At 66.1% G+C, this 26,581-nt stretch carries 27 protein-coding genes and 1 tRNA gene; 19 read left to right on the top strand and 9 right to left on the bottom strand.

Features of this window, described 5'->3' with window-relative positions:
- The first annotated feature begins 587 nt into the window (after positions 1 to 587).
- The 4 genes from ACYQ3J_RS06375 to ACYQ3J_RS06360 all read left to right on the top strand — a co-directional run bounded on the left by ACYQ3J_RS06375 (position 588) and on the right by ACYQ3J_RS06360 (position 4,676).
- Positions 588 to 1,460 carry a hypothetical protein gene (locus tag ACYQ3J_RS06375; protein WP_460125949.1) on the top strand — a complete coding sequence of 291 codons (873 nt, stop codon included), beginning with the start codon at positions 588 to 590 and terminating at the stop codon, positions 1,458 to 1,460.
- Between the two features lie 183 nt (positions 1,461 to 1,643).
- Positions 1,644 to 2,603, top strand: coding sequence for a radical SAM protein (locus ACYQ3J_RS06370; RefSeq protein ID WP_460126274.1), 960 nt, complete (start codon positions 1,644 to 1,646; stop codon positions 2,601 to 2,603).
- 77 nt (positions 2,604 to 2,680) lie between these two features.
- Positions 2,681 to 3,034, top strand: coding sequence for a carboxymuconolactone decarboxylase family protein (locus ACYQ3J_RS06365; RefSeq protein ID WP_460125947.1), 354 nt, complete (start codon positions 2,681 to 2,683; stop codon positions 3,032 to 3,034).
- Between the two features lie 244 nt (positions 3,035 to 3,278).
- Complete coding sequence (locus ACYQ3J_RS06360) at positions 3,279 to 4,676, top strand: restriction endonuclease (RefSeq protein WP_460125945.1); 1,398 nt, start codon at positions 3,279 to 3,281, stop codon at positions 4,674 to 4,676.
- A gap of 97 nt (positions 4,677 to 4,773) precedes the next feature.
- Here ACYQ3J_RS06360 and ACYQ3J_RS06355 read toward each other — a convergent pair.
- Positions 4,774 to 4,851 (bottom strand) — tRNA-Arg (locus tag ACYQ3J_RS06355).
- Positions 4,852 to 4,899: 48 nt separating this feature from the next.
- Positions 4,900 to 5,913, bottom strand: a complete 1,014-nt coding sequence (gyaR, locus tag ACYQ3J_RS06350; protein WP_460125943.1) for a glyoxylate reductase — start codon at positions 5,911 to 5,913, stop codon at positions 4,900 to 4,902.
- Between the two features lie 144 nt (positions 5,914 to 6,057).
- On the opposite strand from gyaR, the gene ACYQ3J_RS06345 reads away from it, so the two are divergent.
- Positions 6,058 to 6,273 carry a hypothetical protein gene (locus ACYQ3J_RS06345; RefSeq protein WP_460125941.1) on the top strand — a complete coding sequence of 72 codons (216 nt, stop codon included), beginning with the start codon at positions 6,058 to 6,060 and terminating at the stop codon, positions 6,271 to 6,273.
- Here ACYQ3J_RS06345 and ACYQ3J_RS06340 read toward each other — a convergent pair.
- Positions 6,270 to 7,331 (bottom strand): FAD-dependent oxidoreductase, encoded by a 1,062-nt coding sequence (locus ACYQ3J_RS06340; protein WP_460125939.1) that lies wholly within the window; start codon positions 7,329 to 7,331, stop codon positions 6,270 to 6,272. The two genes, ACYQ3J_RS06345 and ACYQ3J_RS06340, sit on opposite strands and share 4 nt — an antisense overlap.
- 229 nt (positions 7,332 to 7,560) lie before the next feature.
- Here ACYQ3J_RS06340 and ACYQ3J_RS06335 point away from each other — a divergent pair, with 229 nt between their 5' ends.
- On the top strand, positions 7,561 to 8,559 hold the full coding sequence (locus tag ACYQ3J_RS06335; protein ID WP_460125937.1) for an aldo/keto reductase: 999 nt from the start codon (positions 7,561 to 7,563) through the stop codon (positions 8,557 to 8,559).
- Positions 8,560 to 8,782: 223 nt separating this feature from the next.
- On the opposite strand, the gene ACYQ3J_RS06330 is transcribed toward ACYQ3J_RS06335, so the two are convergent.
- Positions 8,783 to 8,917, bottom strand: coding sequence for a hypothetical protein (locus ACYQ3J_RS06330; protein WP_460125935.1), 135 nt, complete (start codon positions 8,915 to 8,917; stop codon positions 8,783 to 8,785).
- 253 nt (positions 8,918 to 9,170) lie between these two features.
- Between ACYQ3J_RS06330 and ACYQ3J_RS06325 the strand changes: the two genes are divergently transcribed.
- A complete protein-coding gene (locus ACYQ3J_RS06325) occupies positions 9,171 to 10,256 on the top strand; it encodes a hypothetical protein (protein WP_460125933.1) in 1,086 nt (361 codons plus the stop codon).
- Between the two features lie 6 nt (positions 10,257 to 10,262).
- On the opposite strand, the gene ACYQ3J_RS06320 is transcribed toward ACYQ3J_RS06325, so the two are convergent.
- On the bottom strand, positions 10,263 to 10,427 hold the full coding sequence (locus ACYQ3J_RS06320; RefSeq protein WP_460125931.1) for a hypothetical protein: 165 nt from the start codon (positions 10,425 to 10,427) through the stop codon (positions 10,263 to 10,265).
- Positions 10,428 to 10,782: 355 nt separating this feature from the next.
- Between ACYQ3J_RS06320 and ACYQ3J_RS06315 the strand changes: the two genes are divergently transcribed.
- Positions 10,783 to 11,325: a hypothetical protein gene (locus ACYQ3J_RS06315; RefSeq protein ID WP_460125929.1), complete on the top strand. Its 543-nt coding sequence runs from the start codon at positions 10,783 to 10,785 to the stop codon at positions 11,323 to 11,325.
- Here the strand turns inward: ACYQ3J_RS06315 and ppsA are convergent.
- A complete protein-coding gene (gene ppsA / locus ACYQ3J_RS06310) occupies positions 11,322 to 13,766 on the bottom strand; it encodes a pyruvate, water dikinase (RefSeq protein ID WP_460125927.1) in 2,445 nt (814 codons plus the stop codon). The genes ACYQ3J_RS06315 and ppsA overlap by 4 nt on opposite strands.
- A gap of 132 nt (positions 13,767 to 13,898) precedes the next feature.
- Positions 13,899 to 15,206 (bottom strand): histidine--tRNA ligase, encoded by a 1,308-nt coding sequence (gene hisS, locus ACYQ3J_RS06305; protein WP_460125925.1) that lies wholly within the window; start codon positions 15,204 to 15,206, stop codon positions 13,899 to 13,901.
- A gap of 125 nt (positions 15,207 to 15,331) precedes the next feature.
- Here hisS and ACYQ3J_RS06300 point away from each other — a divergent pair, with 125 nt between their 5' ends.
- Both ACYQ3J_RS06300 and ACYQ3J_RS06295 read left to right on the top strand, forming a co-directional pair.
- Positions 15,332 to 16,189, top strand: a complete 858-nt coding sequence (locus ACYQ3J_RS06300) for a deoxyribonuclease IV (protein ID WP_460125923.1) — start codon at positions 15,332 to 15,334, stop codon at positions 16,187 to 16,189.
- 49 nt (positions 16,190 to 16,238) lie between these two features.
- Positions 16,239 to 16,580 (top strand): hypothetical protein, encoded by a 342-nt coding sequence (locus tag ACYQ3J_RS06295; protein WP_460125921.1) that lies wholly within the window; start codon positions 16,239 to 16,241, stop codon positions 16,578 to 16,580.
- 37 nt (positions 16,581 to 16,617) lie between these two features.
- On the opposite strand, the gene ACYQ3J_RS06290 is transcribed toward ACYQ3J_RS06295, so the two are convergent.
- Complete coding sequence (locus ACYQ3J_RS06290) at positions 16,618 to 18,096, bottom strand: hypothetical protein (RefSeq protein ID WP_460125919.1); 1,479 nt, start codon at positions 18,094 to 18,096, stop codon at positions 16,618 to 16,620.
- Positions 18,097 to 18,231: 135 nt separating this feature from the next.
- Between ACYQ3J_RS06290 and ACYQ3J_RS06285 the strand changes: the two genes are divergently transcribed.
- The 3 genes from ACYQ3J_RS06285 to ACYQ3J_RS06275 all read left to right on the top strand — a co-directional run bounded on the left by ACYQ3J_RS06285 (position 18,232) and on the right by ACYQ3J_RS06275 (position 20,697).
- On the top strand, positions 18,232 to 19,050 hold the full coding sequence (locus ACYQ3J_RS06285; protein WP_460125917.1) for a hypothetical protein: 819 nt from the start codon (positions 18,232 to 18,234) through the stop codon (positions 19,048 to 19,050).
- Between the two features lie 136 nt (positions 19,051 to 19,186).
- Positions 19,187 to 19,903 (top strand): hypothetical protein, encoded by a 717-nt coding sequence (locus ACYQ3J_RS06280; protein ID WP_460125915.1) that lies wholly within the window; start codon positions 19,187 to 19,189, stop codon positions 19,901 to 19,903.
- Positions 19,904 to 19,971: 68 nt separating this feature from the next.
- Complete coding sequence (locus tag ACYQ3J_RS06275; protein ID WP_460125913.1) at positions 19,972 to 20,697, top strand: ERCC4 domain-containing protein; 726 nt, start codon at positions 19,972 to 19,974, stop codon at positions 20,695 to 20,697.
- Here the strand turns inward: ACYQ3J_RS06275 and tsaA are convergent.
- The gene (gene tsaA / locus ACYQ3J_RS06270; protein WP_460125911.1) at positions 20,694 to 21,170 is read right to left on the bottom strand and encodes a tRNA (N6-threonylcarbamoyladenosine(37)-N6)-methyltransferase TrmO; all 477 of its coding nucleotides are present in this window, start codon (positions 21,168 to 21,170) and stop codon (positions 20,694 to 20,696) included. The two genes, ACYQ3J_RS06275 and tsaA, sit on opposite strands and share 4 nt — an antisense overlap.
- Before the next feature lie 106 nt (positions 21,171 to 21,276).
- On the opposite strand from tsaA, the gene amrB reads away from it, so the two are divergent.
- The 6 genes from amrB (at position 21,277) to ACYQ3J_RS06240 (ending at position 26,502) form a co-directional block, all read left to right on the top strand.
- On the top strand, positions 21,277 to 22,155 hold the full coding sequence (gene amrB, locus ACYQ3J_RS06265) for an AmmeMemoRadiSam system protein B (RefSeq protein WP_460125909.1): 879 nt from the start codon (positions 21,277 to 21,279) through the stop codon (positions 22,153 to 22,155).
- Between the two features lie 155 nt (positions 22,156 to 22,310).
- The gene (locus ACYQ3J_RS06260) at positions 22,311 to 24,245 is read left to right on the top strand and encodes an aldehyde ferredoxin oxidoreductase N-terminal domain-containing protein (protein ID WP_460125907.1); all 1,935 of its coding nucleotides are present in this window, start codon (positions 22,311 to 22,313) and stop codon (positions 24,243 to 24,245) included.
- 360 nt (positions 24,246 to 24,605) lie between these two features.
- Entirely contained in the window at positions 24,606 to 24,998 is a 393-nt protein-coding gene (locus ACYQ3J_RS06255; RefSeq protein ID WP_460125905.1) for a hypothetical protein, read from the top strand.
- Between the two features lie 50 nt (positions 24,999 to 25,048).
- On the top strand, positions 25,049 to 25,492 hold the full coding sequence (locus tag ACYQ3J_RS06250) for a hypothetical protein (RefSeq protein WP_460125903.1): 444 nt from the start codon (positions 25,049 to 25,051) through the stop codon (positions 25,490 to 25,492).
- The gene (locus ACYQ3J_RS06245) at positions 25,446 to 25,763 is read left to right on the top strand and encodes a hypothetical protein (RefSeq protein ID WP_460125901.1); all 318 of its coding nucleotides are present in this window, start codon (positions 25,446 to 25,448) and stop codon (positions 25,761 to 25,763) included. Before ACYQ3J_RS06250 ends, ACYQ3J_RS06245 begins: the two co-directional genes overlap by 47 nt.
- Positions 25,747 to 26,502 (top strand): hypothetical protein, encoded by a 756-nt coding sequence (locus ACYQ3J_RS06240; RefSeq protein WP_460125899.1) that lies wholly within the window; start codon positions 25,747 to 25,749, stop codon positions 26,500 to 26,502. Before ACYQ3J_RS06245 ends, ACYQ3J_RS06240 begins: the two co-directional genes overlap by 17 nt.
- Positions 26,503 to 26,581 lie beyond the last annotated feature (79 nt).

Raw genomic sequence — 26,581 nt, 5'->3', positions numbered from 1 at the left:
CCCTCCCCGCGGCGCCCGCTGGGAGAGGAAGCGGGGGCTAGGCTGGCGTTGCACGCGGGGGATTCCTCGTTGCTACATGCGAGGCAGGCTGGCTGTGGGTGGCCGCATCACTTTGGGCTTTCGCTGTAGGACTTCTCAGGTAATACTCCCCCGTAGGGGAAGTTGTGCTTCAAGAAGTAGCCTCTCACGCGAACCCCGTCTAGCCTAAGGTATCAGGTATCAATTATGTAACCATTGTTAACCATTGGTTACCATTAGAAGCAGGCGGGGTGGTGCATGATGGGCTCTAGACTGGCAATAGCCCTTCTATCTCTTGTAGTCATAACCTTAATCGCCGTTACTCATCCGAGTTTTGCTTCGGAGTTTTCTTCTGTTATAAAGGAGATTATGAAAAACGAGGCGGCGCCCCCGGTCCAAGGCCACGCGCCGGAGTCGACTACCACCGAGGCCCCAGCCACTAGCTGGGTAATGGTTAACCCGCGCCTTTACCTAGACTGCAGGAGCGGCCATCAGGAGCCTATGTGGCCCTCCACGGCGTGGACTTCGCCCCCAATAGTGTCGTTAGGTTGTACCTCGACGGCCGGCCGGTGGGTGATTGCAAAACCGACGGTCAGGGGTGGTTTAATGTCGTCATCAGGATCCCCGTGGGCGCTAAGCCTGGGAGCCACCTCATCGAGGCGGTCGACTCCCAGGGCAACCACGCCTCGGCACCGTTTACGGTGACGAAGGTTGAGGTGGACCTCTCCACTAGTGTAGTGGAGCCGGGCGACGTGGTGCACGTCACAGTCACGGGTCTTGGCTGCCGAATGTTCTACCTGGCAATGCTCGACTCCATGATAGAGTTCATAGGCTCCTCCGACGGCCAGGGCAGGCTCTCGATCAACTTAACCATTCCGCAGCTCGCCAACGGCGCTCATACCCTGAGCATCATCTATCCCGGCATGAGCATGATTTACACGGTCAACCCGCCGGGCACAGGCGTGGCGGAGCCGGGCGCGTGGGCTTACAACGACTCAATCGTGGTTGGGGAGGCTCAAATAATAGTTAGGAATAGCACAGTCCCTGAGGGCGAGCTGGACGAGGAGCTGGCCGGCATCAACGCTAGTATAACCCGGCTCAGTAACGACATCGCGGCGCTGAAGGAGAGCCTAGCCCGGCTCGAGGAGGAAGTCAACAGTCTCAAAGCCAGCAACCCCCAGCTGAGCAGCCAGCTCGAGAACCTGAACTCCGGGCTCGCAGAGGTCAAGGGGAGAGTGGACAGCCTCCAAGAGACACTCAACAACCTGAAGACCAGCATCTCCAACTCCACCAGCGAGCTGGCCAAGGAAACCCAGTGGCTCAAGGAGGAGAACCAGAGGCTCAACCGGGACCTCAGCCAGGCTAGGCTGCTCAACGCCGCACTCTTAGCAGTTGTACTAATACTAACAACCGCAGCAATAGACCTAGCCAGGAGGCAATAGCTAAACACCCACCGCCACGCCTCTAGGGGTCCCCCGCTTCCTCTTTTCTTCCCTCGAGCTGGAGGCCGGCAAACCATGTAATTAGGAAGGCGAGGAAGCAAGCAGTTACACTACTAGGCACCGTTAAGGGAAGGGTTAAGGGTGCCCGCGCCGGATAGGCGTTGAGGGTCGCGGCTGTTGGCTGTGGAGCTGGTCTTCGGGCCCGTGCCCTCGAGGAGGCTTGGCCTCTCGCTCGGGGTGAACAATATTCCGCCGAAGCACTGCAGCTACTCCTGCGTCTACTGCCAGCTCGGGAGGACCACCGTGTTGACCGTGGAGCGGAGGAGGTTCCGTGACCCGAGGGTTATAGTGGAGGAGGCTGCCTCCAAGGCCGCCAAGACTAGGCCGGACTACGTCACCTTCGTCCCCGACGGGGAGCCTACGCTCGACGCCTGCCTGGGCGTGGAGATTAGGGGGATCAAGGAGAGGGTCGACGTCCCGGTGGCGGTGATCACTAACGCCTCCCTCCTCTACAGGGAGGACGTGAGGAGCGACCTCTCCCACGCGGACCTCGTCTCGGTCAAGGTCGACGCTGTGAGTGAGAGGGTGTGGAGGCTCGTAGACAGGCCCCACCCCTCCCTGAGCCTCCCCAGGATACTCGAGGGGATCCAGGAGTTCTCCTCCACCTTCAGGGGGGAGCTCATCAGCGAGACGATGCTAGTCAAGGGGTTGAATGATGACCCGAGGGAGGTGGAGGCGGTGGCGGACTACCTCTCAACCCTCGACCTCTCCAGGGCCTACATCGCTGCCCCCATAAGGCCCCCAGCCGAGGAGTGGGTGGAGCCCCCAAGCGAGGAGGCGCTCGCAAGGGCGTACCACGTCTTCAGGGAGAGGCTGAGCGACAGGGTGAGGGTCGAGCTGCTAGCCGGCCCCGAGGGCCCCCAGTTCAAGGTCGAGGAGGACCCAGTCAACTACCTCATCGCAACCACCGCGGTCCACCCCATCAGGCTCGACTACGCAGAGGAAATCCTCAAGCGGAGGGGCCTAGACCCCCGGGAGGTGATAGGGAGCCTAGTAGAGAGGGGGATCCTCGCAGTGGCCACCTACAGGGGGAGCCGGTTCCTCGTCAGGAGGCTCCCCAGGCGCAGGCCCCGCGTCGAGTAAGAGGGCACACCATGGGCTTAGCCTGGTTCAAACATTGTGGGAGGAGTTAAATAGTTAAGCGGAGCCTCCAGGAGGCGGTGCGGCGGGCCTTGATGAGGGAGCGCCTCAGGGAGTTCCAGGCCTTCATCGCCAGGCAGGCGAGGCAGGCGCCCGAGCAGGCGGGAGCCTTCCACCAGCTCTTCGAGGCGGTCCACAAGCCCGGGGCCCTGGACACCAAGACGAAGGAGCTGATAGCCGTCGCCCTCGCCGTGGCGGCACACTGCGAGTGGTGCATAGCCTTCCACGTGAAGCAAGCCCTCGACGCCGGCGCGAAGCCCGAGGAGCTCATGGAAGCCGCATGGGTAGCAGTACTCATGGGCGGAGGACCCAGCCTAGCATACACCCAACTCGTCGAGAAGGCGATAGAGGAGTTCACCAGCCAGGAGAGCTGACGAGGGGAGCCGGGAACCCCGGCGCCCCTCCCTCCTCACCCCCGCGGGATCCCGGGGGGCTTATCCCGCTCTTGCCCCCGCCTCCACGTGTACCATTAGCCGGCTTCCCAGGCCAAGCGGTATCCACGCCTGCCAGGCGTGGGCGTATCCCGGGCTTGCCTGTGAAGTAAGCCTGTTAAGTCATGGTAAACCATTTACGTTTCCCCGCGTTTTACCCTTTAGGAGTTGATGGGGGTACCCCGGGTTGCCCACTGAAAACTCTTATATTTCCGAGGTTAAAGTCTTAATCGATAAGTTAATCGATCTGGCTAGGAATGGCGGCGAGCCTGAGAGGCTGGCATCGCTTTCCACGCTGCTATTCCTCTACCATGAAAACTGCCAGCCAACCCCTGATGAGGTGAAAGGTTTCGACCTTAGCCTGAGGAGGCTGGTAGGGGTAACCCTGGGCTTCCACGAGAGCGCTATAAGCGTTCTCGACGAGTGCCGCAGCATCCTATACGGCCTCAGCAGGAAGATGGCTATGATAAGCTTTGAGAATCGAGACCTCGTCGCCGCGGGCTTGAAGAAGAGGATTGACGAGGCGCTGAAGGAGGTGGCTGGCGCTGTTTCAGAGCTGCATCTCAAGAGGATAGCCGGCAGGGTGGCGGGTCTTGGTAGGAGGGAGAAGGATATACTGTTTAGGCTGAGGGATAGCCTGGCTTACGCCTCCAAGCTGGATCCACGCGTATACGGCTTCTACGAGCTAGGAGTAGACGTCCACCCCCTCGAAAAGCACTTTTTAGAGAGAATGTTCCCCCCTAAGAGGAAGTCGCTCCTAGACTCCTTTACCACGAGCCCGACCCTGGATCTTTATTTAAGGATCCAGAGGTACGGCATGAGCATGGAGGACGTCACGCGCCTCCTCGAGTCTGTGGGCGTAGCCTTAACTTGGGGTTTCAGCACGAGGGAGCATAGCTATAAGTCACTCCTAGTGCTGCCGGCGTTCTTCGCCGACAAATTCAGCGGGATCCTAGTATCACCCGAGCTAGAGGTTCTGGAGAAGCTCCTTTCAGAGATGAGGACTAGAGAGGTCGGTGGCCTGGATTACAAGGGTAAAGCCCCATCGAGGGAGCTTCTCGGGGATATGGCTGCACGCGCCCTGAAGATCATGGGGTTTAGGGTGTGGACTAACACCCGCAGGGCCGCCCGGAGCGGGGACCCCGTCGAGGTCGACGTGTGGGCTGAGAAGGATGCCGGCGGCTCCAGGTTTAGAGTCTACGTCTCATGCGAGAACTGGAACAAGGACGTCGACAAGCCTATCGTGGATGAGGAGTTCAGCAGGGCATTCAGCCTGCAGGAGGTGCCCCACCTGAGAATCCTAGTAATTAAGTCGTTAACGAAGCAGGCTAGAGAAGCCGCGGAGGCGTACGGCTTCCACGTCATCGAGCTTGGGAGGAAGGCCGACAAGGCAGACGCCGTGGGGATATACGATACCATCTATACGGGGCTAGCGAAGCTGCTCAAATGCATAGCGCCGCCGCAGCTAGTGAAGGTAGCCAGGAGTGCTGGCGGGCTTTCAAGCGAGCTGGAGAGGTTGTTAAGCGACCTAAAGAGGGCTTTGAAGAATTACTGGGCAGAACTGGAAACCTACGGCTTTTGCTAATGCCTGGCCCCCGGGATCCCCGCGTCGCATTAACTTGGGCCTGGCAGGGGGTGGAGTGTTCTCCACGCGGGATCCCGGGGCTGCGGGGGATAGTGGTTGGCGGGCCCGCCGGGATTTGAACCCGGGACCGCCGGCTCCGGAGGCCGGCGCTCTATCCTGGCTGAGCTACGGGCCCTCCCCGGGGTGTGTCCCCGGCGTGGCGGGCCATTTGAGGGTTACCGTGCTAGTGGAAGCCTGGGGGCCTGACCTTCACTACCTCCCTGTTGACGAGGGTGGGCGGAATCCTTCCCTCGGCGAATGCTATCAGGTTCTCCGCTACTAGGTCGGCCATCTTGGTCCTGGTCTGCCAGGTGGCGCTTCCGATGTGGGGGGTTAGCACTACGTTGTCGAGCCTTGTTATCGGGTGGTCCGGGGGGAGGGGCTCCTGGGGGAAGACGTCTAGCGCGGCCCCGGCTATCCAGCCCTCCCGGAGCGCCCTGGTGAGGGCGTCTAGGTCTACCACCCTCCCGCGGGAGGTGTTGACTAGGTAGGCGGTCCTCTTCATCATTCTGAGCTCGCGCTCGCCTATGAGGCCCTCCGTCTCGGGTGTGAGGGGCACGTGGATCGTCACCACGTCCGCCTCGCGTAGCAGGGTCTCGAGGTCGGCGTACTCCGCGCCTAGCTCCTCCTCGACCTCCCTCGGCAGCCTCCTCCTGCTGTGGTAGATGACCCTCATCCCGAAGCCCTTGGCCCTCCTCGCGACGGCTCTCCCGATCCTCCCCATGCCTATGACGCCCAGCGTCGCCCCCGAGATCTGGAAGCCGAGGAGCATCGTGGGGTGCCACCCGGTCCCGGTCTTCCACCACTCGCCGCTCCTCACGAACCTGTCAGCCTCCACCACCCTCCTCGTCACGGCGAGTATGAGGGCCCAGGTGAGGTCCGCGGTTGCGTCGGTGAGCACGCCGGGCGTGTTCGCCACGTAGACGCCGCGCCTCGTCGCGCACTCCACGTCTATGTTGTCGTAGCCCACCGCGTACTGGGCGATTATCCTGAGCCTGGGCGAGGACTCTATGAGCCTGCAGTCGACCCGGTCCGTGAGCAGCGTGGCGAGAGCGTCGGCCCCCCGGGCCTTCTCGAGGAGCACCTCGTACGGCGGGGGAGTGTACTCGGGCCAGACCTCCACGTCGTAGTACCTGGAGACCCTCTCCCTCCACCCGCCCGGGAGCTCCCTGGTGACGAAGAGCCTGGGCTTAGCCAAGGCAGCCGGGCACCCCCGCCGGGATCCCCGGGCGGCTCCCCCCTTATAGGGGCAAGCCGTGGGCGCGGCGAGTTGAAGCCGGGGCCATAATCTTAACCGATATATACTCCGCCGCGGCTAGACCCACTAGTGTGGGGGGCGCTGGTGGCGGGGAGGCGCAGGCTCAGGCTTGAGGAGCACCTCGTCTCCGGGAGGTACAGGGTGGAGCTGGTCTATGATGGGGACGAGTTGATAGGGGCCTACGTGGACCTCCCCGCGTTTGGCAGGGTCTACATCCCGAGGCGGGAGACGATCCTGCTGCCGAGGCTCTCGAAGAAGGTTAAGAAGTTCCTGGAGCAGCGCGGCTTCCGCGTCCTCTAGCTTTTGCTCGCTAGGTACTCGTGTATCCTCGCCGCCGCGTCGAGGCCGCTCTTGAGGGCTGGGCCTATGAGGCTTGGGCCGTGCCTCACGTCGCCCGCGGCGAACACCCCCGGCCTGGTGGTCATGTAGTTCTCGTCGGTCTTGATGGTGCCGTCGGGGTTGACCTCTATCCCGCAGCAGCCGGGCTCGATGGGCGGCGTGGGCTCGACCCCCACGGCCTTCAGGACGTAGTCGAACTCCTCCTCGAACTCGCTCCCCTCCACGGGGACTGGCCTCGGCCTCCCGCTGCTGTCCGCCTCGGCGAGCCTCATCCTCAAGAACCTCACCACCCTCCTCCCGCCCTCCTCCCTGAACTCGACTGGCTGGGTGAGCCCCCAGAACCTTGCGCCGCGCTTGACGAGGCTGTCCACCTCCCTCGCCCCCATGGGGGCCAGCTCCCTGGTCCTCCTGTAGCTCAGCACCACCTCCCTAACCCTCCCCTTGAACCGCTCGTAGGTCAGGGGCACCATCACCGCGTCCGCCGCCGTCAACCCGCCGCCCACGACGAGCACCCTGCCCTCGAGCGGTGGGACGGAGTCGGGGGGCTTGTAGCCGTACATCGCCATGTGGAGCGTGACGAGCCACTCCATCGCAGGGTAGACCCAGGGGAGGTCCTCCCCCTCCACCCCCATCCTCCTAGTCCTCCACGTCCCCGTCGCTATGAGGACCGCGTCGAACTCCCTGATCAACCCCTCCAGGCTAACGCTCCCAGCGGGCTCCAGGACCTCCAAGCCTCGCCCGCCCGGCGAGCCGACCCGGGTCCTCAGCACGAACCTAACCCCGGCCTCGGCGAGCTCCCTCACACCCCTCCTCAGCGGCTCCTTCGGGATCCTCGTCACCGGGATCCCGTAGAGCACCATGCCCCCCGGCTCCGGAGCCGCGTCGTAGACTACAACCTCGTGCCCCCTACACCTGAGCCACCCCGCCGCGCCCAGCCCCGCCGGGCCGGCGCCGACTACCGCGACCCTCCACCCCGTGCTGGGCGGCACAGCCTCCCTCCTACACCTGAGGAACCTCAACCCAGCCCCACCCGGGGGGCGCAACGGGTCACTTAACGAGTTTTATATAGGCTTGTCTGGGGGACACGCCAACGGAAAACCGCGCAGCTTACAGGTTAAAAGCTCCCCTTCCAGGCCCCCGGCTGGGGATCCCTTCGCGGGTGGAGCCCTGGGGGGCCGGGCGGGTTAAGCCTTTCAAGCGGCCTCCCCCAGGGGCCCGCTCCTGTAGCTCGGGCTCGCCTGGCCCGGGGTGCCGGAGGGGTTGAGGTACACCACCCTCGGGAGGCGGGGGCCGCGGGTCAGCGTTGTGGGCCTGGGCTTCTGGCAGGCTGGGGGTAGGATGTGGAGGAGCCGGGGCGCCGACTTCACGGGGGTGGTCGCCGCGGCTCTGGAGGAGGGGGTTAACTTCTTCGACACGGCCGAGGTTTACGGGTGGGGGAGGAGCGAGGAGGCGCTGGGCGAGGCCCTGAAGCGGGCCGGGGCCGGGGACGGCGTCGTCGTGGCGAGCAAGGTGGCGGGCTTCAGGGTCACTCGGGGCCTGGTGCTCCGGGGGGTGGAGGGCGTCAACAGGAGGCTGGGGAGGACCGTTGACTTGATCCAGCTCCACTGGCCCCCGCCCGCCTGGGCCCCCCTCTGCGCCCCCGTGAGGGCGCTGGAGGAGGCGGTGCTCAAGGGGCTCGCCCACCACTACGGCCTAAGCAACTTCCCCGAGGGCCTACTGGAGAGGGCGCTCGAGTGCGCCAGGCGCGTTGAGCCGGTGAGCAACCAGGTCCAGTACAGCCTAGCATACAGGGCCCCCGAGAACAGGCTGAAGCCAGCCATGGAGGAGAGGGGCCTGGCACTCATAGCCTGGAGCCCCCTGGCAAGAGGCGCCCTCGCAGGCGCCTCGAAGCCCGGGGACCCCGCGCAGTGGGACAGGGTCTTCAAGGCAGCCGCCAAGGACCGGGAGCTCCAGGAGGCACTCGCGGACGCAGCGGGGAAGCTGGGGGCCACGAAGGCCCAGGTAGCTCTAGCCTGGCTCATAAGCAAGGGCGCAATCCCGATACCAGGCACCAGGAAACCCTGGAGAGCCAGGGAGTACGCCAGAGCCGCAGACATCAACCTGCCAGGAGACACCCTGGCAAGGCTGGACGAGGCGAGCGAGAAGTACAAGACACGCTGGGGCACAAGCTACAACCCGCTCAGATTCATGAGATACACGCCATGCACGCTCCAATACATAATTCTAAAGGCGCTAGGCGGAATATAACACCGAACCCCAACGCCGCCCCTCAACCCCCTACTCCAGCGAGGCGGGGGAAAGGATCCCGCAGACCACCCCCCGGTATATAACGGGTTCAACCCCAGACAAGCCAGCCTGAACCACAACCGAAAACCCCTGAAGGAGAGAGGAGACCCGGAGGAAAGAGGGGGGAGAGACCCGGGGAAAGAGGCCGGGGGTGATGCGGCGAGGGCCCGGCGCGCCGCCGAGGCTAGGCAATGGGGACTTCCTTGGCCCTAGCCGTGGGGTCTATGAGGGCCACGGCCAGAGCTAGGGCGATGGCGAGGGCAACCCTGGCCTCAGGCTGGGACAGCAGCCTTAGGATCTTAGCCTTAGCTTCACTCATGGCTCACAGCCTCAACTAGACAAATCCCAAAAGGATATGCTTACAAGCCTAACCCCTACAAGGCTTGATGTAGGCCAGAGTGCTGGGAGATAATAAATCTTGCTATATTGCTTGTCTTGCAATTTATATAAGTAAAGTAATTAATTGATTATAATTTATGTTTCTTGAAAAATGCGTACTGAAGAAGTGGGCGAGTAACGGTAAGAATAATTAAATGTAGTGGAGTTGAGGATAATAGGGTTGGGGTGAGGATGTGGAGACTGCTTCGGATAGGTTCCAGGGTTTTCTAAAATTAGTATCATGCTACGACTTTAGGTTAGAGGACATACCGGACCCTGACCCGGGGAGGAAGGGGGAGCGTCTGCCCAAGACGACTAAGTACTGGTATGTCGAGAGGCTGAGAGATCTGGCGGCTGCCGGCGAGGTTTTCGTGATGCACCTCAGCTACCTGAAGCCCCTCGGCGTGAGGGTGGCTTTCGGGGTTAAGAGGGCTCCTGATGTCGCGAAGAGGTTGCTGGAGCTGGAGTATTTCGACAATGAGATTGCGGAGAGGCTGGGCTTCCCTCTTCCCTACCTTCTGGACTTAGTGTCAGTGCTTGATAGAGGTAGGGTCTTCGCTTCATGGTATATACCCCCAGGCATAGACCCTAACCACGTTATGGGCTGGAGCGATGAGATGGCGCTGGGCTACAAGGTGCCCGTCGCGACCTGCACGCCCAAACCCAGCTGGAGGAACTTAGAGAAGCTGGGCTCTCGCCTAGAGGAGTTGCTTAACATGCCTGAGGTTAACCTTAAGACGCCTGTAGTTGCCTACATGTTGCTCGCCGTTCTCGACAAGTTCGAGCTCTTAACCATTGATAGGATGTCTAAGGTTTCCAACATACTGAAGGCCCGCGACCTTGACGTTATGTATGGGGAGGTTGATGTTAAGCTTAAGCGGCGGTACGTGATGAGATACTATACCATGCTCAGCTCGCGCGGAATGATTGGGAGGATCCGCGTAGTCCCTAGAAGCCTCCTGAGCTATCCGCAGGTGCTGGTGCTTACGAGTTCCAGGTTCGCCCCCATGCTCTACGGCGCTATGGCTGTCAAGGGGTTCGCCGGCCACATTTATTACTCGAAGGATAAGGTAGCTGTTGCCTCGCTGATGGATAGTGATGTTCAGGGGCTCCTCAGGTCAACGATGAAGGATTATGACCACGAGTATGGCATGCGTTATAGGACATTCTTCTTCCCCTTCCCCTACGAGCTATATAACCCCATCGAGAACCGGTGGTACACGACGCCCGTGGAGGGGTTCCTGGAGCTCCTCAAGAAGCTCAGGCTAATCTCCACCTAACCCCGCCTAGCGCCTCCTCGCGGCGGGTTCGTCTTGGAGGGCCCGCTTGACTCTGGCGAGGTAGCCTGTTATCGCTGCTAGGTTGGCTTCGAGGGTGCCGGCTGCCCCGTAGTGGGTCCGCCTCCTCCACCTGACCTCGGCCTGCCAGGCGCTCGAGTCGACGCTGTACACGACCCCCGTGAGGCCCCTCAGGGCGGAGGCCCCTGAGTATCCTCACACCCGCGCCGAAGAGGTGGAGGGCTACGCCGCCCCACTCGCGCTCCACGGCCTCCGCTAGCCCCGCTATGTAGGCGACCCTCCTCCTCGCCCCCGTCGAGAGGCCGCCCACGCCCACGAGGCGCTGTCCCCGTCCACCCTGGGCGCCCTCTCCAGCAATCCCGCCCCTGCGAGCTCGCTGACCTGGCGGGCGTGCCCCGCGGGGTCCACGGGGCCGCGTAGCCCGGCTGGGCTGCCGGCACGAAGGGGCCTTGATAGGCCCGGGCTCCGGGCGTTTAAGGCCCCGGGGGCTCCCTGTCCTCGCTCCCGGGTGGCGGTGTTCATGTCCGCTGAGGGCTTCGAGGTTGTGGGCTTCGAGGAGGTGCATGAGAGGCTGGTGGAGGAAGGGCGGAGGGCGCTGGAGTCCGTGGACTACACCGGCTCGGAGCCGGAGCTGGAGAGGGTGGCGGAGACGCTGAGGGATGCGGGGTGGAGTGTTGAGGTTGTGGAGCCTCCGGGCCGCGGGGGGCCCCCGGTGGCTAGGGTGGAGCTGAGGGGTGGGACGGTCGTCTACATCGCCGTCTACCCGCCGAGGTGCACAGTGACCATCCCGCTGGTCCTCGGCGTCCTGGAGCGCCTCCTCGGCAGGGATGAGGGCGGGAGGTACAGGGTGATAGTCTTCTACTCGAGGAGGGGGAGGCTGGGTTTGGCGGCGTACCTCTACCTCGGCTTCGTGATAGAGGAGTGGGGCGTGGGGGTCTTGTTCATAAACGGGGAGCCGGGCGAGCTCGTCGAGGTCTTGAGGGTGCTGGAGGAGAGGGGGAGGTACGTCCCCCCGGAGGACGAGGCTGTCCCCCTGGAGGGGGGCGGCTAGTGGCCGCCGCCCCTGAGCCTCTCGAGGATTATCTTCCTCTCTATGCTCGCGACCAGCCTCCTCGTCGCTATGACCGCGTCGGGGTTGACGCTTATGCTGTCAATCCCCTTCCTGACGAGGTACTCGACTAGCTCGGGGTAGACGCTGGGGGCCTGGCCGCAGATGCTCACAGTCACCCCGTTCCTGTGGGCTGCGTCTATGAGCATCCCTATCGCCTTGAGCACGGCGGGGTCGCGCTCGTCGAAGTAGCCCATCCTGGCTAGGAAGCCGCTGTCCCTGTCGACGCCGAGGACCAGCTGGGTGAGGTCGTTGCTGCCTATGCTGAAGCCGTCCACCATCTTGGCGAACTCGTCGGCGAGGAACACGGTGCTGGGCACCTCGACCATTATCCACACCTTGAAGTCCCTGCCCCGCTCCAGGCCCTCCTCCTCCATTATCCGCAGCGCCTTCCTCAGCTCCCACGTCGTCCTGACGAAGGGGAACATCACCCACACGTTCCTGAGGCCCAGCTCCTCCCTAACCTTCTTGATCGCCCTGAGCTCGAGGCGGAAGGCGGGCTCGTAGTTGGGGTGTATGTACCTCGAGACGCCCCTCCACCCGATCATCGGGTTCCTCTCCTCGAGCGTCTCGTACTTCTCGCCGCCCTTCAGCCTCCTGTACTCGTTGGTCTTGAAGTCGCTGAACCTCACCACGACCGGCCTCGGGTTGATCGCCGCGGCCACCTTGGCGATGCCCTCAGCGAGCTTGTCGACGAAGAGGTGCTCCTTGCCCTGCTCTATGAGGTACATGGGGTGGTAGCCTATCCAGCTGCTGATGATGAACTCTATCCTCATCAGGCCGATGCCGTCGAAGGGGAGGTGGATGTACCTCTCTATCTCGCCGGGCGCTCCGAGGTTCATGTAGATCTTCGTCCCGGTCACCGGGTAGAGGTTCGCCAGCTCCTCCCTCGGGATCCCGACGCCGGCGGCGGGCGCGGCGGGAGCCTCCTCGGGCTTCTCAACCTTCACCTTGCCCTTGAAGACGAGGCCCCTCCTCCCGTCGACCATCACTATCATCCCGTCCTTGAGCTTCTTCGTGGCCTCCCCGGTGCCGACGACTGCGGGGATCCCCAGCTCCCTGGCGACTATTGCTGCGTGGGCCGTCATCCCGCCCTCGTCGGTCACGATCGCGCTGGCGAGCTTCATGTAGGGCACCCAGTCGGGGTCGGTCATCTTGGTCACGAGAACGTCGCCCTTCTCCATCTTCCTCGCCGCCTCCTCGACGGTGAGGGCGACCTTCACCCTGCCGCTGGCGACGCCGGGGCTGGCGGGGACGCCGCGGAGGAGGACCTCGGCCTCCCCCTCGCCCGCCTCCCCGCCGGCCTCGGCCTCTCCCTCCTTGAGCGTGGTGATCGGCCTCGCCTGGAGCATGAACACGTTCTTCCCCGGCTCCATGTCCGCGTCGACGCCCCACTCCGTGTCCATCGGCTTCCCGAAGTGGCTCTCAACCTTCAACGCTATCTCGGCGAGCCTCCTAACCTCCTCCCTCGACAGGCTCGGCTTGTCCGGGGCGACGCCGTGCTTCTCGATGAGCACCGCTATCTCCGGGTGCTCCGCCTTCAGCTTCTCAAGCTCCTCGGGGGTCTCGGGTATCGCAACCTCGACGTTCCTCCCAGTCCTCGGGTCGTAGAAGAGGGCCCTCGTCTTCCTCGCGATCCTCTCCTCCACCACCTCCAGCGTCTTCTTGTCGACCACGAACTCGTCGGGGGTCACCTTGCCCTGGACCACGTACTCGCCCAGGCCCCAGCTGGCCTCGATCACCACCTTCCCCCTGTCCCCCGTGACGGGGTGGGCGGTGAACATCACCCCGGCGCTCCTCGAGTTCACCATCTTCTGCACCACGACCGCCATGAGGGCCTTCCCGTGGTCTATGTTGAAGTTGTCCCTGTAGCTAATCGCCCTCGCCGTCCAGAGGCTGGCCCAAACCTTCTTGATGTGCTCCACAACCGCCTCCTCCCCGGAGACGTTGAGGTAGGTCTCCTGCTGCCCGGCGAAGCTGGCCTCGGGCAGGTCCTCCGCGGTCGCGCTGCTCCTAACAGCGACCCTCGGGTTCCTCACCCCCACCCTCTCCCCGAGCTCCCTGTACGCCTTCACCACCGCCTCCTCCAGCTCCCCGGGCATGGGGGCCTCTAGGATCTTGGACATGATCAGCTTCGAGGCCTCCTCGTACTCCTCGGGCCTCCCCTCCCTGACGACCTCGCCCAGCACGCGGCGGATGTAGGAGTCCAGCCCGTTCCTCTCAATGAAGAGCCTGTAGGCCTCGCTAGTCACCACGAAGCCGGGGGGCACGGGGATCCCGGCCCTGATCAGCTCGCCGAGCCCAACCGCCTTGCCGCCCACGAGAGGGTGGAGGCTCGAGTCAACCTCCTCAAGCCAGAGAATGAACGAGCGGCCCGCCAACATGCCACCCGCCTACCTACCACGGCCCCGGGGGATTAAATAACTAACTTTGCCACTATTTAATTCTATTTAATTCTATTGATTAGTTTAAACGTTTAGCGGGAAACAGTGGGGCTCCCGCGCGCCGCCCGGGGGCTAGAGTATCCTGGAGGCCGCCCGGGCCGCCTCGGCTAGGGGGGCCTCGACCCTCTCCCCCGTCCTGGTGGAGTAGAGGACCACGGTGCCCTTCTCCGCCTCCGCGGGCCCGACGAAGGCTAGTACCGGGATCCCGGCCTTCCTGGCCTTCTCCCTCTGCCTTCTCGGGCTCCCCCGGGAGAGGTCGACCCTCACGTTGAGCCCCCCGCGCCTGAGCTCCCGGGCCACCCTCCAGGCGTACTTGAACACCGACCTGTCCAGGGTGACTACGAAGACTTGGGTGTAGGTCTTGACGTCTAGCTTGTAGACGCCTAGCTCGAGGCCCGCGTCTATGATCCTCTCGAGCCCTATGCTGACCCCGGTCGCGGGCACGCTCTCCCCGGTGAACATGCCTATGAGGCCGTCGTACCTTCCCCCGCCGGCGACGCTCCCGATCCTCACGTCGTCGAATACCGCCTCGAGTATGGGGCCTGTGTAGTAGTCGAGGCCCCTGACGAGGCTGAAGTCGAGCACCACCTTGTCCCTGTGGCTGACGAGGTCCATGACCTCGCCGAGGTGGCTGAGGGCCTCCCTGACCTTAGGGTTCGAGCCGTACCGGGCCTCAATCTGCGCCATCACCTCGCCTGGGGGCCCGCGGAGCTTGGTTAGCTCGACCACCGCGTCGACCACCCTCCCGGGGAGGCCGAGCCTCTCCAGCTCCCCCCTCACGCCCTCCACGCCTATCTTGTCCAGCTTATCCACCGCCCTGTAGACCTTGACGAGCGTCTCCCCGGAGAGGCCCAGCTCCTCCTCGAAGACTCCGGCGAGGAGCCTGCGGTCGTTCACCCTCACCCTGAAGCCCTCCTCGAACCCGAGCTCCCTGATGGCGTCGACGGTCAGGTCTATCACTTCAGCGTCGGCCTCGGGGTACGGGCTCCCTACTATGTCAGCGTCGCACTGGAGGAACTCCCTGTACCTCCCCCTCTGGGGCTCCTCGTGCCTCCACACGAGGCCGATGTGGTACCTCTTGAAGGGCCTCTGCAGCCCCCTGTGGCTCGCTATGAACCTTGCGAGGGGGACGGTGAGGTCGTACCTGAGGGCGTACTCCCTGCCGCTCCAGGGGTCGGTGAACCTCCAGATCAGCCTCGACTCAGCCTCCTCCCCGTACTTCCCCGCGAGCGTCTCCCAGTACTCCACCACCGGCGTGTCGATGGGGTCGTAGCCGTACCTTCTGAACACCCCCTCCAGGCGCGCTATCAGCCTCTTCCTCAGGATCATAACCTCGGGCGGGAAGTCCCTGAACCCCCTCGGAGGCCTGACCGCCGCCAACGCCAGCCCAGCACCCTCCGCGAGCCAGGGCCGGGCGGGGCTCTATAATCAATCCTGGGCCTAGGTCTAGACCCGCTCTTAACTCCAGCCCCAAACCCCAACCCCCTGGAGGGGTGCGGCGCGGGTTGGGCAGGATCAGGTTCGGCCCCGCCGGTAAGCCCCTGGACTTCAAGGGGGCCATCGAGAAGGCGCCCGAGTACCTGGCCAGCATCGGGCTCGACGCCATGGAGTACGAGGCCGTGAGGGGGGTTAGGGTCAGCGAGGAGAAGGCCCGCCGCCTCGGGGAGGAGGCTGAGAAGTACGACGTGAAGCTCAGCATGCACGCGCCCTACTACATCAACCTCTCCAGCCCGGATGAGGGCGTGGTGGAGAGGAGCCTGGAGAGGCTCAGGGCGGCGATGGTTGCAAGCGACTGGATGAAGGCCTACGCAGTCGTCTTCCACCCGGGCTACGTTAAGGGGAACAAGACCCGGAGGGAGGCGGTGGACAGGGTCGTCGACGCGCTCGCAAGGCTCTTGGAGGAGCTCAAGGGCAGGGTGGCGCACCCCGAGCTGGCCCCCGAGACCACCGGGAAGGCGAGCCAGGTCGGGGACCTGGATGAGGTCGTGGAGATCTGCAGGAGGGTGGAGAGGTGCAGGCCCGCAGTGGACTGGGCGCACCTCTACGCCAGGAGGGAGGGAGGCTTCGTGAGGAGCGTCGACGAGGTGGTGAAGGCGATAGAGTTCATCGAGAGGGAGCTGGGATCCCGGGCGGTTAGGCCCCTCCACACCCACTTCTCGAAGATAGAGTACGGGAAGGGCGGCGAGAGGAGGCACCACACCCTCGAGGAGGAGGGCTACGGCCCCGACTGGAGGATAGTCTGCAGGGCATACATAGAGACGGGGATAGACGCGGTCGTGATAAGCGAGAGCCCAATACTCGACAAGGACGCCCTGGTAATGAAGAGGATATGCGAGGAAGAGAGGGCGGGGCGGGGGGCGTAGGGGATTAAACCCTCCACCCCGCCGCGGGGCTAGGCGAGGTGCGCCTGGAGTGCCTAGGGTCGTGAAGCTCGTGCTCGACACCGCGAAGCACCACCCCCTCCACAAGGCCTGGGTGAAGCTTGCCCAGAGGCTCGCCGAGGAGCACGGCCTCGAGCTTGAGGTGAAGGAGGAGGACTACGTCTACGCCGTCGAGCACGGGGACACGGATGAGCTGGGCATGGCCTGGCTCCCCCAGCTCTTCGCGGTCCTCGAGGACGGCACGGTGAAGGTGGTGCTCAGCAGGTACCCCTTCGACCCCAAGACCACGAAGCCCGACGACGCCGCCGCCTACGAGGAGGCGAGGAAGAGGCTCCGCGAGATCATGGGCCCGCGGGCGGCGCGTGAAGGCTGAGCACCCCCCGGGAGCCCGGGGGGATCCCTCCCCCTCCTCACGGCCCCCTCGGGGGGCTCCCTGCGAGGAGTATGAGCCAGGAGGATAGCGCGGCCGGGGCCAGGGCGCGGGCCGCAGGCCCCGCCTCGGCGTAGAGGAGTGGCAGTGGGGCCATCAGAGCCATCCTGTAGAGCGACGCGGGGCGCATGAGGAGGGCGAGGGCTAGGGGGGCTGCGGGCACGGCTAGGGCGAGCCCCCTCCTCTCCCTCGCGGCCCTCCACGCCGCGAGCGCGGCGGGGGCCTGGACCTCGGGCCTCGCCATAGTGCCCCAGACGTAGACTTGGAGTGCGAACGCCACCCCCCCGAGGCTGGGCCCCCGGGGCTCCGCGGGCCTCGCGAGCCACGCGATCGCGCCGGGGGAGCCGGTGGAGTGGAGGAGGAGGTAGAGGGCGGAGAGGGAGGCGGCCGAGGCGGCGAGGGGGGCGAGGGCCCTGCGGGGCCTCGACTCGACGGCTAGGGAGTAGTAGGCCGCGGAGGCGGCGTAGTAGGCGAGCGTCCAGGGGTGCCAGAGGCCTAGGGGTAGGAGGGCGAGGGTGGAGGCGAGGGTCCTGCCCGTGGCGTGGAGCGTGTAGGCTGCGAGGCCGAGGGGGAGGGCTAGCAGGTTGGTCTGGAACCCCCCGTAGGCGAAGGCGGGCCCCCAGTAGAGGGGGGCGGCGAGCGCGGCGAGGCCGGGGCTCCGGGATCCCAGGCGGGCGGAGGCCCAGTACGTGGCGAGGGTCAAGAGGAGCAGGCCCGCCATGGGGAGGGCTACGTCGAAGAGCACCGCCGGCTCCATGGGGGCTAGCCTGGAGGCGGCGTAGATGAAGAGCATGTAGAGGGGCCTCAGGGCGGGCATCGTCTCCCTCAGCCCCTCCACGAGCCCGCGCTCCTCGAGGACCCCGAGCCAGGCGAGGTTGAACCTCGTGTCCACCGACACCACGGCCATCGAGGGGTTGAAGGGGGGCAGGTGGGGCAGGGCAACCGTGGCGACCGCAAGCGCCAGCCCGGCGTAGAGGAGCGCCCTGTCAACGCCCCCACGTGGGGCGCCCCCGGGGCTCGGCTGCGCCCCCCGCGCCCGGGAGGCGAGGGGGCGGAGGGCCGCGAGCCCCGCCGCGGCTGCGAGTGCCAGGAAGGCGGGGACCGAGGCGAGGGCCCACGGGCTCCTCTCGAGCACGGCGAGCCTCCACGCCAGCCACGAGCACTTGTGGCTCGCGGCGTAGACCGTGAAGCAGAGGCCCGCGGGGACCTCGATCAGGGCTATGGCGGCGGCGAGGATCCCCGGGGACGGCCTCGTGGGGCGGGCGAGGAGGAGCAGCGCGAGGCCTGCGGCGAGGGCTGCGGCGCCGGCGGCGCCCGCCGCTGCGGGGTGGAAGCCGAAGACTCCGGGGTCGACCCTGACGCTCCTGCGGTCGGCGCTCAGCCAGAAGCCGCCGAGGGCGGAGGCGAGGGCGGCGGCTGAGAGGTAGAAGCCCGCCGCGAGGAGGAGGGCCGCTAGCACGCCTGTGGCCCGTGGAGCTCCAGCCGCGCGCCTCGACCCGGACCCCAACTCGACCCCGCGACCCCTCCCCGGGCCCCCGTGGGGCGTCTGGGTTTAAACGAGGCCCTGGGGATCCCCGCGGCGCCGGGGCTGGCTTTGCCTAGGAGCCTCGGCGTCAAGGCGCGCCTGGGGGGCCGGTGGAGGCTCGCCGCCGCGCTCTCGCTGCTCCTCCTCGCCGCGTCGCTCGCCTCCTTCAGGCTCGGCTACAGCCTGGGCTACGAGCGGGGCGCCGAGAGCGCCGCCCCGCCGGGGTCCTGCAGCGTCCTCTACATCGACATGCTGGGGGAGGACTACCCAAACCCGGGCCTGGCCTCCCTCGTGGCTTCGACCCTGGAGGGGGCCGGGTGCAGCGTGACCGTGATCCCGGCGAGCGCGTTCACCATCCACTCCCTCAGCCTGCTCAAGTACTACGACGTCGTCATCTTCAGGGGGCACACGGGCTGGGCTAACTACCTCAACCCCGAGACGGGCGAGGTCTCATCGGTCATCGGCCTCTTCACCGGGGAGAGGTACGAGCCGGGCAAGTACCGGGACCTCCAGGCCCGGGGGCTCGTGGTGGAGGGCATACCCCTCGCGAGGCCGGTGGGCTACAACAAGTCCTACATAGCAGTGACGCAGCAGTACATAGAGAAGTACGTCGACGTCAAGGAGGGGTCCGTCTACGTGCTCTCGACCTGCTTCGCAGGCTCCAGGATCCTCGCGGGCATCCTCCTCCAGAAGGGGGCCTCCCTCGTCATAGGCTGGAGGGGGAACGTGACAGTCTACCACGCGGACAAGACGCTGGCCAGGCTGGTCCAGCTCTACGCGGAGACCCGCGACTGGGCCGAGGCGGCTAGGAGGCTCCCCCTAGACCTGAAGGTGGACCCAGCCACCGGCGCCACCCTCCAAGTCTACGCCTCCCAGCCCCAGCGCTGAAGGGCCACCCAGGCCGGCCGTGAGGGGGGTATTAATACCCGCGTGGACGGGTGAACCCGCCTCGCCGAGGGGGAAACCCTTTAATATAGACTGCGCCGCGTCATTCAGGGCCTGGAAGTGTAGGCGGGTGTAGGTCTTGACCGCTCCTTCGGGCAGGCTTACGGGGGTCCTCGGGGCTTCCGGAGTCCTACTCATGATGCTCGGCGTGCTCCTAGCGTTCGCCAGCGTCTCGCTGGGGAGCCCGGCTTCGGTTGAGAGCGGCTACTACTACAGCGCCACGGGGCTCAACTACACCCGGGTGCTGGCTACTGAGGCCGACAACGGCACCACCATCACCCTGACGGCTGGGAACGTGAGGGTCGACGTGACGCCAGTCTTCCCCCCGGGCGCGAGCGGGAACGTGACGGTGATGGTCTCCAACCCGCTCAGCGTAGCCGAGGTCGTCGCGCTTGGCGCCAGCGACCCCTCAGTGCTCGGCGAGCCCCAGCTCCTCCTAGACATCATGGCCTACTGGAGCGTCACGGGCGGCAGCCCAACGGTCCACATCGACATCCAGGTCCCCGGCACAGGGGTCCAGGCCTACTACTGGGACTCCGCCGCCGGCGAGTGGCGCTACTTCCCCGGCCAGCGCTTCGTGGTGAAGAACGGGGCCACCTTCCTCAGGCTACCAGTTAACACCCCGCTCACCGGCACCCCGGTGGCGGTGGTGACCCCGTCGCCCGTCGGCGGCACGCTAGCCTTCCACACCGCCGAGTCCTGGGCGTTCAAGGCCGGCCTAGCCCTCGCGGCCGCAGGCGCCGCGCTCACCGCCGCCGCGGTCGGCCTAGACCTCCGCAGGAGGAGCGGGGCCTAGGCCCAGGCCCCAAGAGCCGCCTTTTAACGATCCTCCCCCCGGCTCCCCCTGAAGGGGTACGGGCCTCTATGGGAGTGCTGTCAGCCCAGCTCCTCCAGCCGGTCGACGTGGTGGTCGACAGCAGGGAGGCCTCGAGCGTCGAGGACGTCGTGGAGCTCCTCAAGGCTAAAGGGTTGAGGGTGGCGGTGGCGAAGCTCGGGGCGGGGGATTACTACCTCCTCTCCTCCGGGGCGAAGCCCCCGGTGCTCGTGGAGAGGAAGACTGTCCAGGACTTCGCTAACAGCATCAGGGACGGGAGGCTCTGGGACCAGGCGGCGAGGCTCGCCAGGGCTGCGGCGGAGGACGGGGCGAGGCCTGTGATAGTGCTCGAGGGGTGGCTGGGCAGGCTGGAGAGGACGGGGTGGAGCATGGCGGCGGTGCTGAGGGCTATAGACGAGCTGGCCCTCGGCATGGGGATCCCGGTGGTGCCGAGCCCGAACAGGTACGCCACCGTCGAGTGGCTCGCCGCGAAGGCCAAGGCGCTGGGGAGGACCGAGGAGAAGAGGGTGGTCAGGCTCAGGGTCGACAAGAAGCCCCCGACGCTGATGGAGAGGATCCTCTACGTAGCCGAGGGCCTCGCGGGCCCCAAGCTCGCCCGGAGGCTCCTCCAGCACTTCGGCACGCTGAGGGCGGTGGCGAACGCAAGCGTGTCGCAGCTAACCCGGGTCGAGGGGATAGGGGAGAAGAGGGCCCAGGAGATCTACGCCATATTCAACACCAGGTGGAGGCCCCCCGAGGAGGAGCGTGGCGGCTAGGGCCCCCCGAGCAGCCTCTCCAGCCAGCCGGGGATCCTAGCGTCCCTGACGCACCAGCGCGGCGAGTAGGGCTTGATGTCGAGGACCGGCGTGCCGTCGTAGAGGTCCAGGCCCCCGACCTCGAGGATCCTGCCCCTCACCGCCCTCAGGCGGGCTATAGTCAACGCTATCGGGTTCGGCCTGTCCGGGGATCCCGAGGCGAAGACCCCCACGAGGGGGAGGTCCTCGAGCCTGTAGCCGCGCCTCGCGAGCCTCCTCAGCCTCACCTTGAGCGGGGCTCCCCGGGACTTGTGGAGGTATGCGACTAGTATAATGTGGGAGAATCCCTCCAGGCCCTCAAGGCCCTCGGCGTACTCGGGGAGAACCTCGACCACCCCGTCCACCCCGCCGTCCCGGGCCCTCACCTCCTCGTCGCTGTACCCGTGCCTCACGAACCCTATAGGCCTGAGGACCACCGCTCCAGCCCCAGTCAACACGGTCCACCGCGCCGGCCGCGCCCCCAGCGGCTGGCCAGGCGTTTGAAAATAAGCGCACGCCGGGGATACACTAGTGTTAACCGCGGGCACTGGGGTGACTGTTATGGTTGGAGTGGTGAAGGTTAGGAGGCCCGCGGTCGCGGGCAGCTTCTACCCCGCGGACAGGGGCGAGCTGGTGCGCCTCATCGAGTGGGCCTTCACCCACAGGCTCGGCCCCGGCGAGATCCCGGAGGCGAGCCCCACGAGGGTCAAGGCCAGCATCGGCTTCGTCGCGCCCCACGCAGGCTACATGTACAGCGGCCCAGTGGCGGCCCACGTCTACCACGCGCTCGCCCGGGAGGGGAGGCCGGAGGCCGTGGTGGTGGCGGGGCCAAACCACACGGGGATGGGGGCCTTCCTCAGCGTCTACCCCGGCGGGTACTGGGAGACCCCCCTCGGCGAGGTCGAGGTCGACTCTGACCTCGTCAAGGCCCTCGTGGAGAGGAGCCGCTACCTGGAGCCGGACGAGGACGCCCACCTCTACGAGCACAGCGTCGAGGTCCAGGTCCCATTCCTCCAGTACATCTTCAAGGACCCGCCCAAGCTAGTCCCCATAGTCTTCAGGGACCAGAGCCTCGAGGTGGCGATGGACCTGGCTAGGGCTGTGAAGGCGGTGCAGGACGAGCTGGGAGTCGACCTAGTCTTCATAGCCAGCAGCGACTTCACACACTACGACCCCCACGACGTCGCCGTCAAGAAGGACTCGGCGGCGCTCGAAGCGATAAAGAGGCTCGACCCCGAGGCGCTCTACGCGGTGATAGAGAAGTACAACGTCACCATGTGCGGCCCCGGCCCCGTCGCGACGCTCCTCTACCTCGCCAGGCTCCACGGCGCCTCCCAGGCGGTCGTGCTCAAGTACGCCACCAGCGGCGACGTGACGGGCGAGAAGTCCTGGGTAGTGGGCTACGCCGCCGTGAGGGTCCCCGCCCCGGGCCACGCCTAGCCCCGGGGCGGGCGGGGGTTACCATAATAGAGCCGGCGCCTCCCAGGCTAGCCCCGGGGGCGGCTGTGACGAAGTGGAGCGACTCCGAGGAGGACCGGTGGTGAGCGACTCTACCCGGAGCCGCCCCGGTGGGGTTGCCCGGAGCGGGTGGTTGAGTGTTGGAGTACACGGTGCTGAGGATCGACGTCTCCCGGGGCGACTGGGGCCTCGAGACTATTGACTCCGCGCTCGGCCCGGTCGATGCTGGGGTGATCCTCCACTCAAGGGTCTACCGGAGCTGGGCCTGCGACCCCCTCGCTGAGTGCAACGCCCTCTTCCTAGGCTTCGGCCCCTTCAGCCTGACCAGGCTCTTCGGCGCTAACAGGGTCGCCCTCGTCTTCAGGAGCCCCGTCTCGGGCGGGCTCCACGTGAGCACGCTCGGCGGCGCCGCCTGGGCGATGGCTAGGGCCGGGGTGCACGGGGTAGCGCTTGAGGGCAGCTCCCCGGAGCCTGTCGCGGTCGTGGTTGAGGGGAGGGACGGCTCCCTCGAGAGGGTCAGGGTCGAGCCCGTGAGGGGGGAGGTTGAGGAGGCGTTCAGGGAGGGGGAGCCCGGCGGCTTCGGCGTGCACAGGATGCACGAACTCATAGCCTCCAGGTTCAAGGACACCCTGTCGCGGGGCGAGTGGAGGATCCTCACCGTCGGCCCCGCCGCCGCCAACACGGTCAACGCCGGAGTCTTCTCCATCCCCATCGAGGCCGGCGTCCCCAGTCCCGTGGTGGACTCTGCGTCGAGGGGCGGCGGGGGGAGCGTGATGCTCCAAGCCCACGGCGTCGCGGCGCTCGTCATGGGTGGCTCGGGGTCCCCTGCGAGGGCCCGGGGGCTCCTCGACCCGGGGAGGGTCGACGCGATAACCCGGGAGGTGCTGGGCTCCAGCTACTCCTCCGCCGTGCTCGGCAAGACGAGGAAGTACAGGATGGACCCGAAGCTGGGCACGGGCGGCACGTTCGGCGTCAACTACCTCGTCTACAGGGAGCTACTCCCCTGCCTGGCCTACAACACCATCTACTACAGCCCGGCGGTGAGGGTGAGGCTCCACCAGCTCATACTAGACCACTTCTGGAAGCCCTTCCAGGAGGAGGTCTTCAAGGGGAGCCCCGCGGGGAAGTGGAGGACGTGCGGGGAGCCCTGCCCGGTGGCGTGCAAGAAGATCTGGAGGAGGGTGAAGGTCGACTACGAGCCCTTCCACGGCATGGGGCCGCTTATAGGCGTCCTCCGCCTCCCCGACGCCGCCAGGCTCGTCGAGCTAGTCGACAGCCTCGGCCTGGACGTGATAGAGGCCGGGCACGAGGTCGCCTGGGTCTTCGACTTGACCTCGAGGGGCCTGCTCCACCCCAGCGAGGCGGGCCTCGCGAGGGCGCCCAGGCTCGACCCGCTCACCATCGAGCCCGGCGACAGCCGGGTGAACGCCGAGCTAGCGGAGGCGCTCCTCAGGGACATAGCCTACGCTAGGGGCAGGCTGGGATCCCTCCTAGCCCGGATGGGCCTCAGGCGCGCCGCCCTGGAGGTCGAGAGGGAGGCTGGCGAGGCCGCGGGGGGCTGGAGGCCCAGGGACCTCGCGGTCTACGCAGCATTCGGCGGGGAGTGGTACATGACGCCCAACTACTACTGGAGCCCCGGCATGGTGGCCCCCCTCTACGTGCTCGGCAGGTACTGGACCAACTACTCCCCCACATTCATGGAGCCGGAGGACTACGCCGAGACCAGCCTGAAGAGGGCGCTCTGGGAGTACTCCATTGACAACGCGGGCATGTGCAGGTTCCACAGGGGCTGGGCCGAGTCCCTCCTCCCCAGGCTCTACGAGGAGGCGGGCGCCGCCGTGGACCCCCCCAGCCACGCCCGCGTGATGTACAGGGAGATCGCGGAGTACAGGAGGAGGGCCGGGGCGGAGCCGGTGCCCTGGGAGTCGAGGAAGACCATGGACCTGGTCGCCACGATAGCCGCGGAGGTCGGGAGCCACGAGTGGGCGGAGAGGATAGCGAGGGACCCCCAGGCGGCGCTGGAGTGGTGGAGGAGGTTCCGCGCCAAGCTAGACTCGCTCCTAGCAAGCTAGCCAGCCCAAACGCCCCGAGGAGCACCCGGGGGCGGGCGCCTCTGAGGGTGGGCGGAACCTCCGTCTAGGACGCCATCCTCACCGGCGCCGGGGACGCCCGCGGCCTTGGAACCCCCGTGCTCTTCACGGGCCCCGCCCGCCGCTACCACACAGCCCCCGCGGGAGCTTATAATCGCCTTGAGCCGGTCGACGCCATGCCCGGGGGGCTTCCCTGAGGCGCGCCTCGCCCCAGGCACCCGCGGCCTGGATGCCCTTAAGCGCGCGGCTCCCCTAGAGCCGGTGGGGCCCGGCGCCGGCGGGTGCTCGATGGCCCACCTCCATGTGGTAGGGCGTGAATACCCGGGCCACGCTGCATCCAGCTTGAGTGCTCGGGGTGGTGTCGTGGTGAGCGAGGAGAAGAGGGAGGAGGCTAGGAGGATCGTTGAGGAGGAGCCCGGCGCCGGCGGCTGCGCGGGGGAGGCAGGCGGGCGTGGCGACGTCGAGGAGCTCAGGGAGGTCCTGAGGTCGGTCTCGGAGTTCATCAGGGAGCTCAGAGAGCCCCTGGAGAAGCTGCTCGACACGCTGCTATCAGCCATGGACGGCTCGAAGGTTGGAGGGGACGTCGCAGCGTTCTACAGGAAGCTCAGGGAGGAGGGCGTGCCGGAGGACCTCGCGGGCGAGATGACTAGGGAGTACTTCAGGGCCAGGATCCAAGCGTTTAACATCGTGGACCTCATATCCAAGGCCGTCAAGAGGGAGCTCGAGGAGGAGTAGGCTGAAGGGCAGCCCTGGGGCCGGCGCTGCACCCTGGGGGCGCCTAGGGTGTGAGCCTGGAGGAGAGGCTGAGGAGGATCGAGGCGATGCTAGCCGAGGTCCTCGAGAGGCTGGAGAGGCTCGAGGAGCTGGCGGGCTCCGAGGCGAGGCTCGCGGCGGAGATAGCCATCGCCTTCGCCTCGCCCGCCCAGGAGGCGGTGGCCGCGGCGAGGAGGGTCGTCGAGGCCCTCTCGGGCGCCGGCCGGGAAGCCATGGACGACGGGGTGACCAGGGCGATAGTGGAGGCGCTAGCCGTCAACGGGCCCATGAGCCTGAGGGGCCTGGAGAGGGAGGTGAGGAGGATCAGGGGCACCGCCTCCAGGAGCGTCGTCAGGGAGCGCGTGAGGAGGCTCGAGGAGCTTGGAGTCGTCGAGGTCGAGAGGAGGGGTAGGAGGCTGGTGGTGAGGCTTGCGGGCGATAAGGAGGCTGGCGAGCGCCGCGGCCACGGCGGCTAGAGCCCTGGAGCTGGCGGCCCTGCTTGCAGCCCTCCACCTCAGGCTTCGGGCCAAGCTAGCGCTCTGGAGGGTGGGGAGCAGGCTGAGGTTCAGGGCGAGCATCAGGAGCCTCCCCCCGGAGCTGGCCGGCAGCCTCGCCCGCGAGTACGGGGAGGCAGTCTCAAGCGTCGGGCTCCCCGGGATCCTCCAGCTCGCCCGGCCCGCCCGCAGGCGCCCCCAGGGGGGCTCCGCGTCTCTGGTCAGGGGTGGTAGGCGTGCCGGAGAGGGCTAGGAGGAGGCTCTGGTTCAGGGACGTGGCCGACCTCTACCTGGCCAGGGAGGCTGTCGGGGGAGCGGTCTCCACGGTGTCCACCCTACTCGGCGAGGCGCTGTCGAGGACACTCGGCGCCGTCACGGGGGCGCTGGGCGCCAGGGTTGAAGCCGAGGAGCGCGTCGACGGGCCAGTGGTGCTAGTCGTCAAGGCGGACTCGAGCACCGTGAGGATCCGGGAGGGCCCCCAGGGGAGGGTCAGGGTCACGGGCTACAGGTGGCCCCGGGGGCGCGTCGAGCTCCACGTAGAGGAGGCTGCGGAGAGGAGGACCGCCAGGCTGACGGTGGAGGCGGCGAGCGTCACGGTCGAGGCCCCCCTCAAGGCGGTGGGAGTGCTGGCGGACGCGAGCGCCGTCAAAATCGAGGCCGGCAAGCCCCTCGACTACCTAAGCGTCAAGGCCGACTCGAGCGGCGTCAAGGCCAGCATAGCGCTCGCCAGGGGCGGCGGGGTCTACGCTAAGCTCGACTCCTCAGCCCTAAAGGTCCAGGCAACCCCCGAGGGCAAGGGCGAGTACTGGCTCGACGCCGACGTGGACTCGTCAAGCCTCCGCGTGGAGGTGCAGGGCGAGGACAAGACGTACAACATTGAGGAGGAGAGGCTCCACTCCACGAGGCTCATCGCCGAGAAGACGGGCGGCGAGGCGGGCGTGAAGGTCAAGGCCAGGATCAAGGCGTCCACGAGCATAATCAGGCTACTCTAGCACACACCCCCGCCACTCCCCCATTCCAGCCCCCGCGCCCCCCACCCGCGCGGGGGCTTGGAGTGGTTCTAGGGTAGTG

It is taken from the genome of Stetteria hydrogenophila, assembly GCF_054657575.1.
This window is presented reverse-complemented; position numbering and strand designations above follow the sequence as displayed.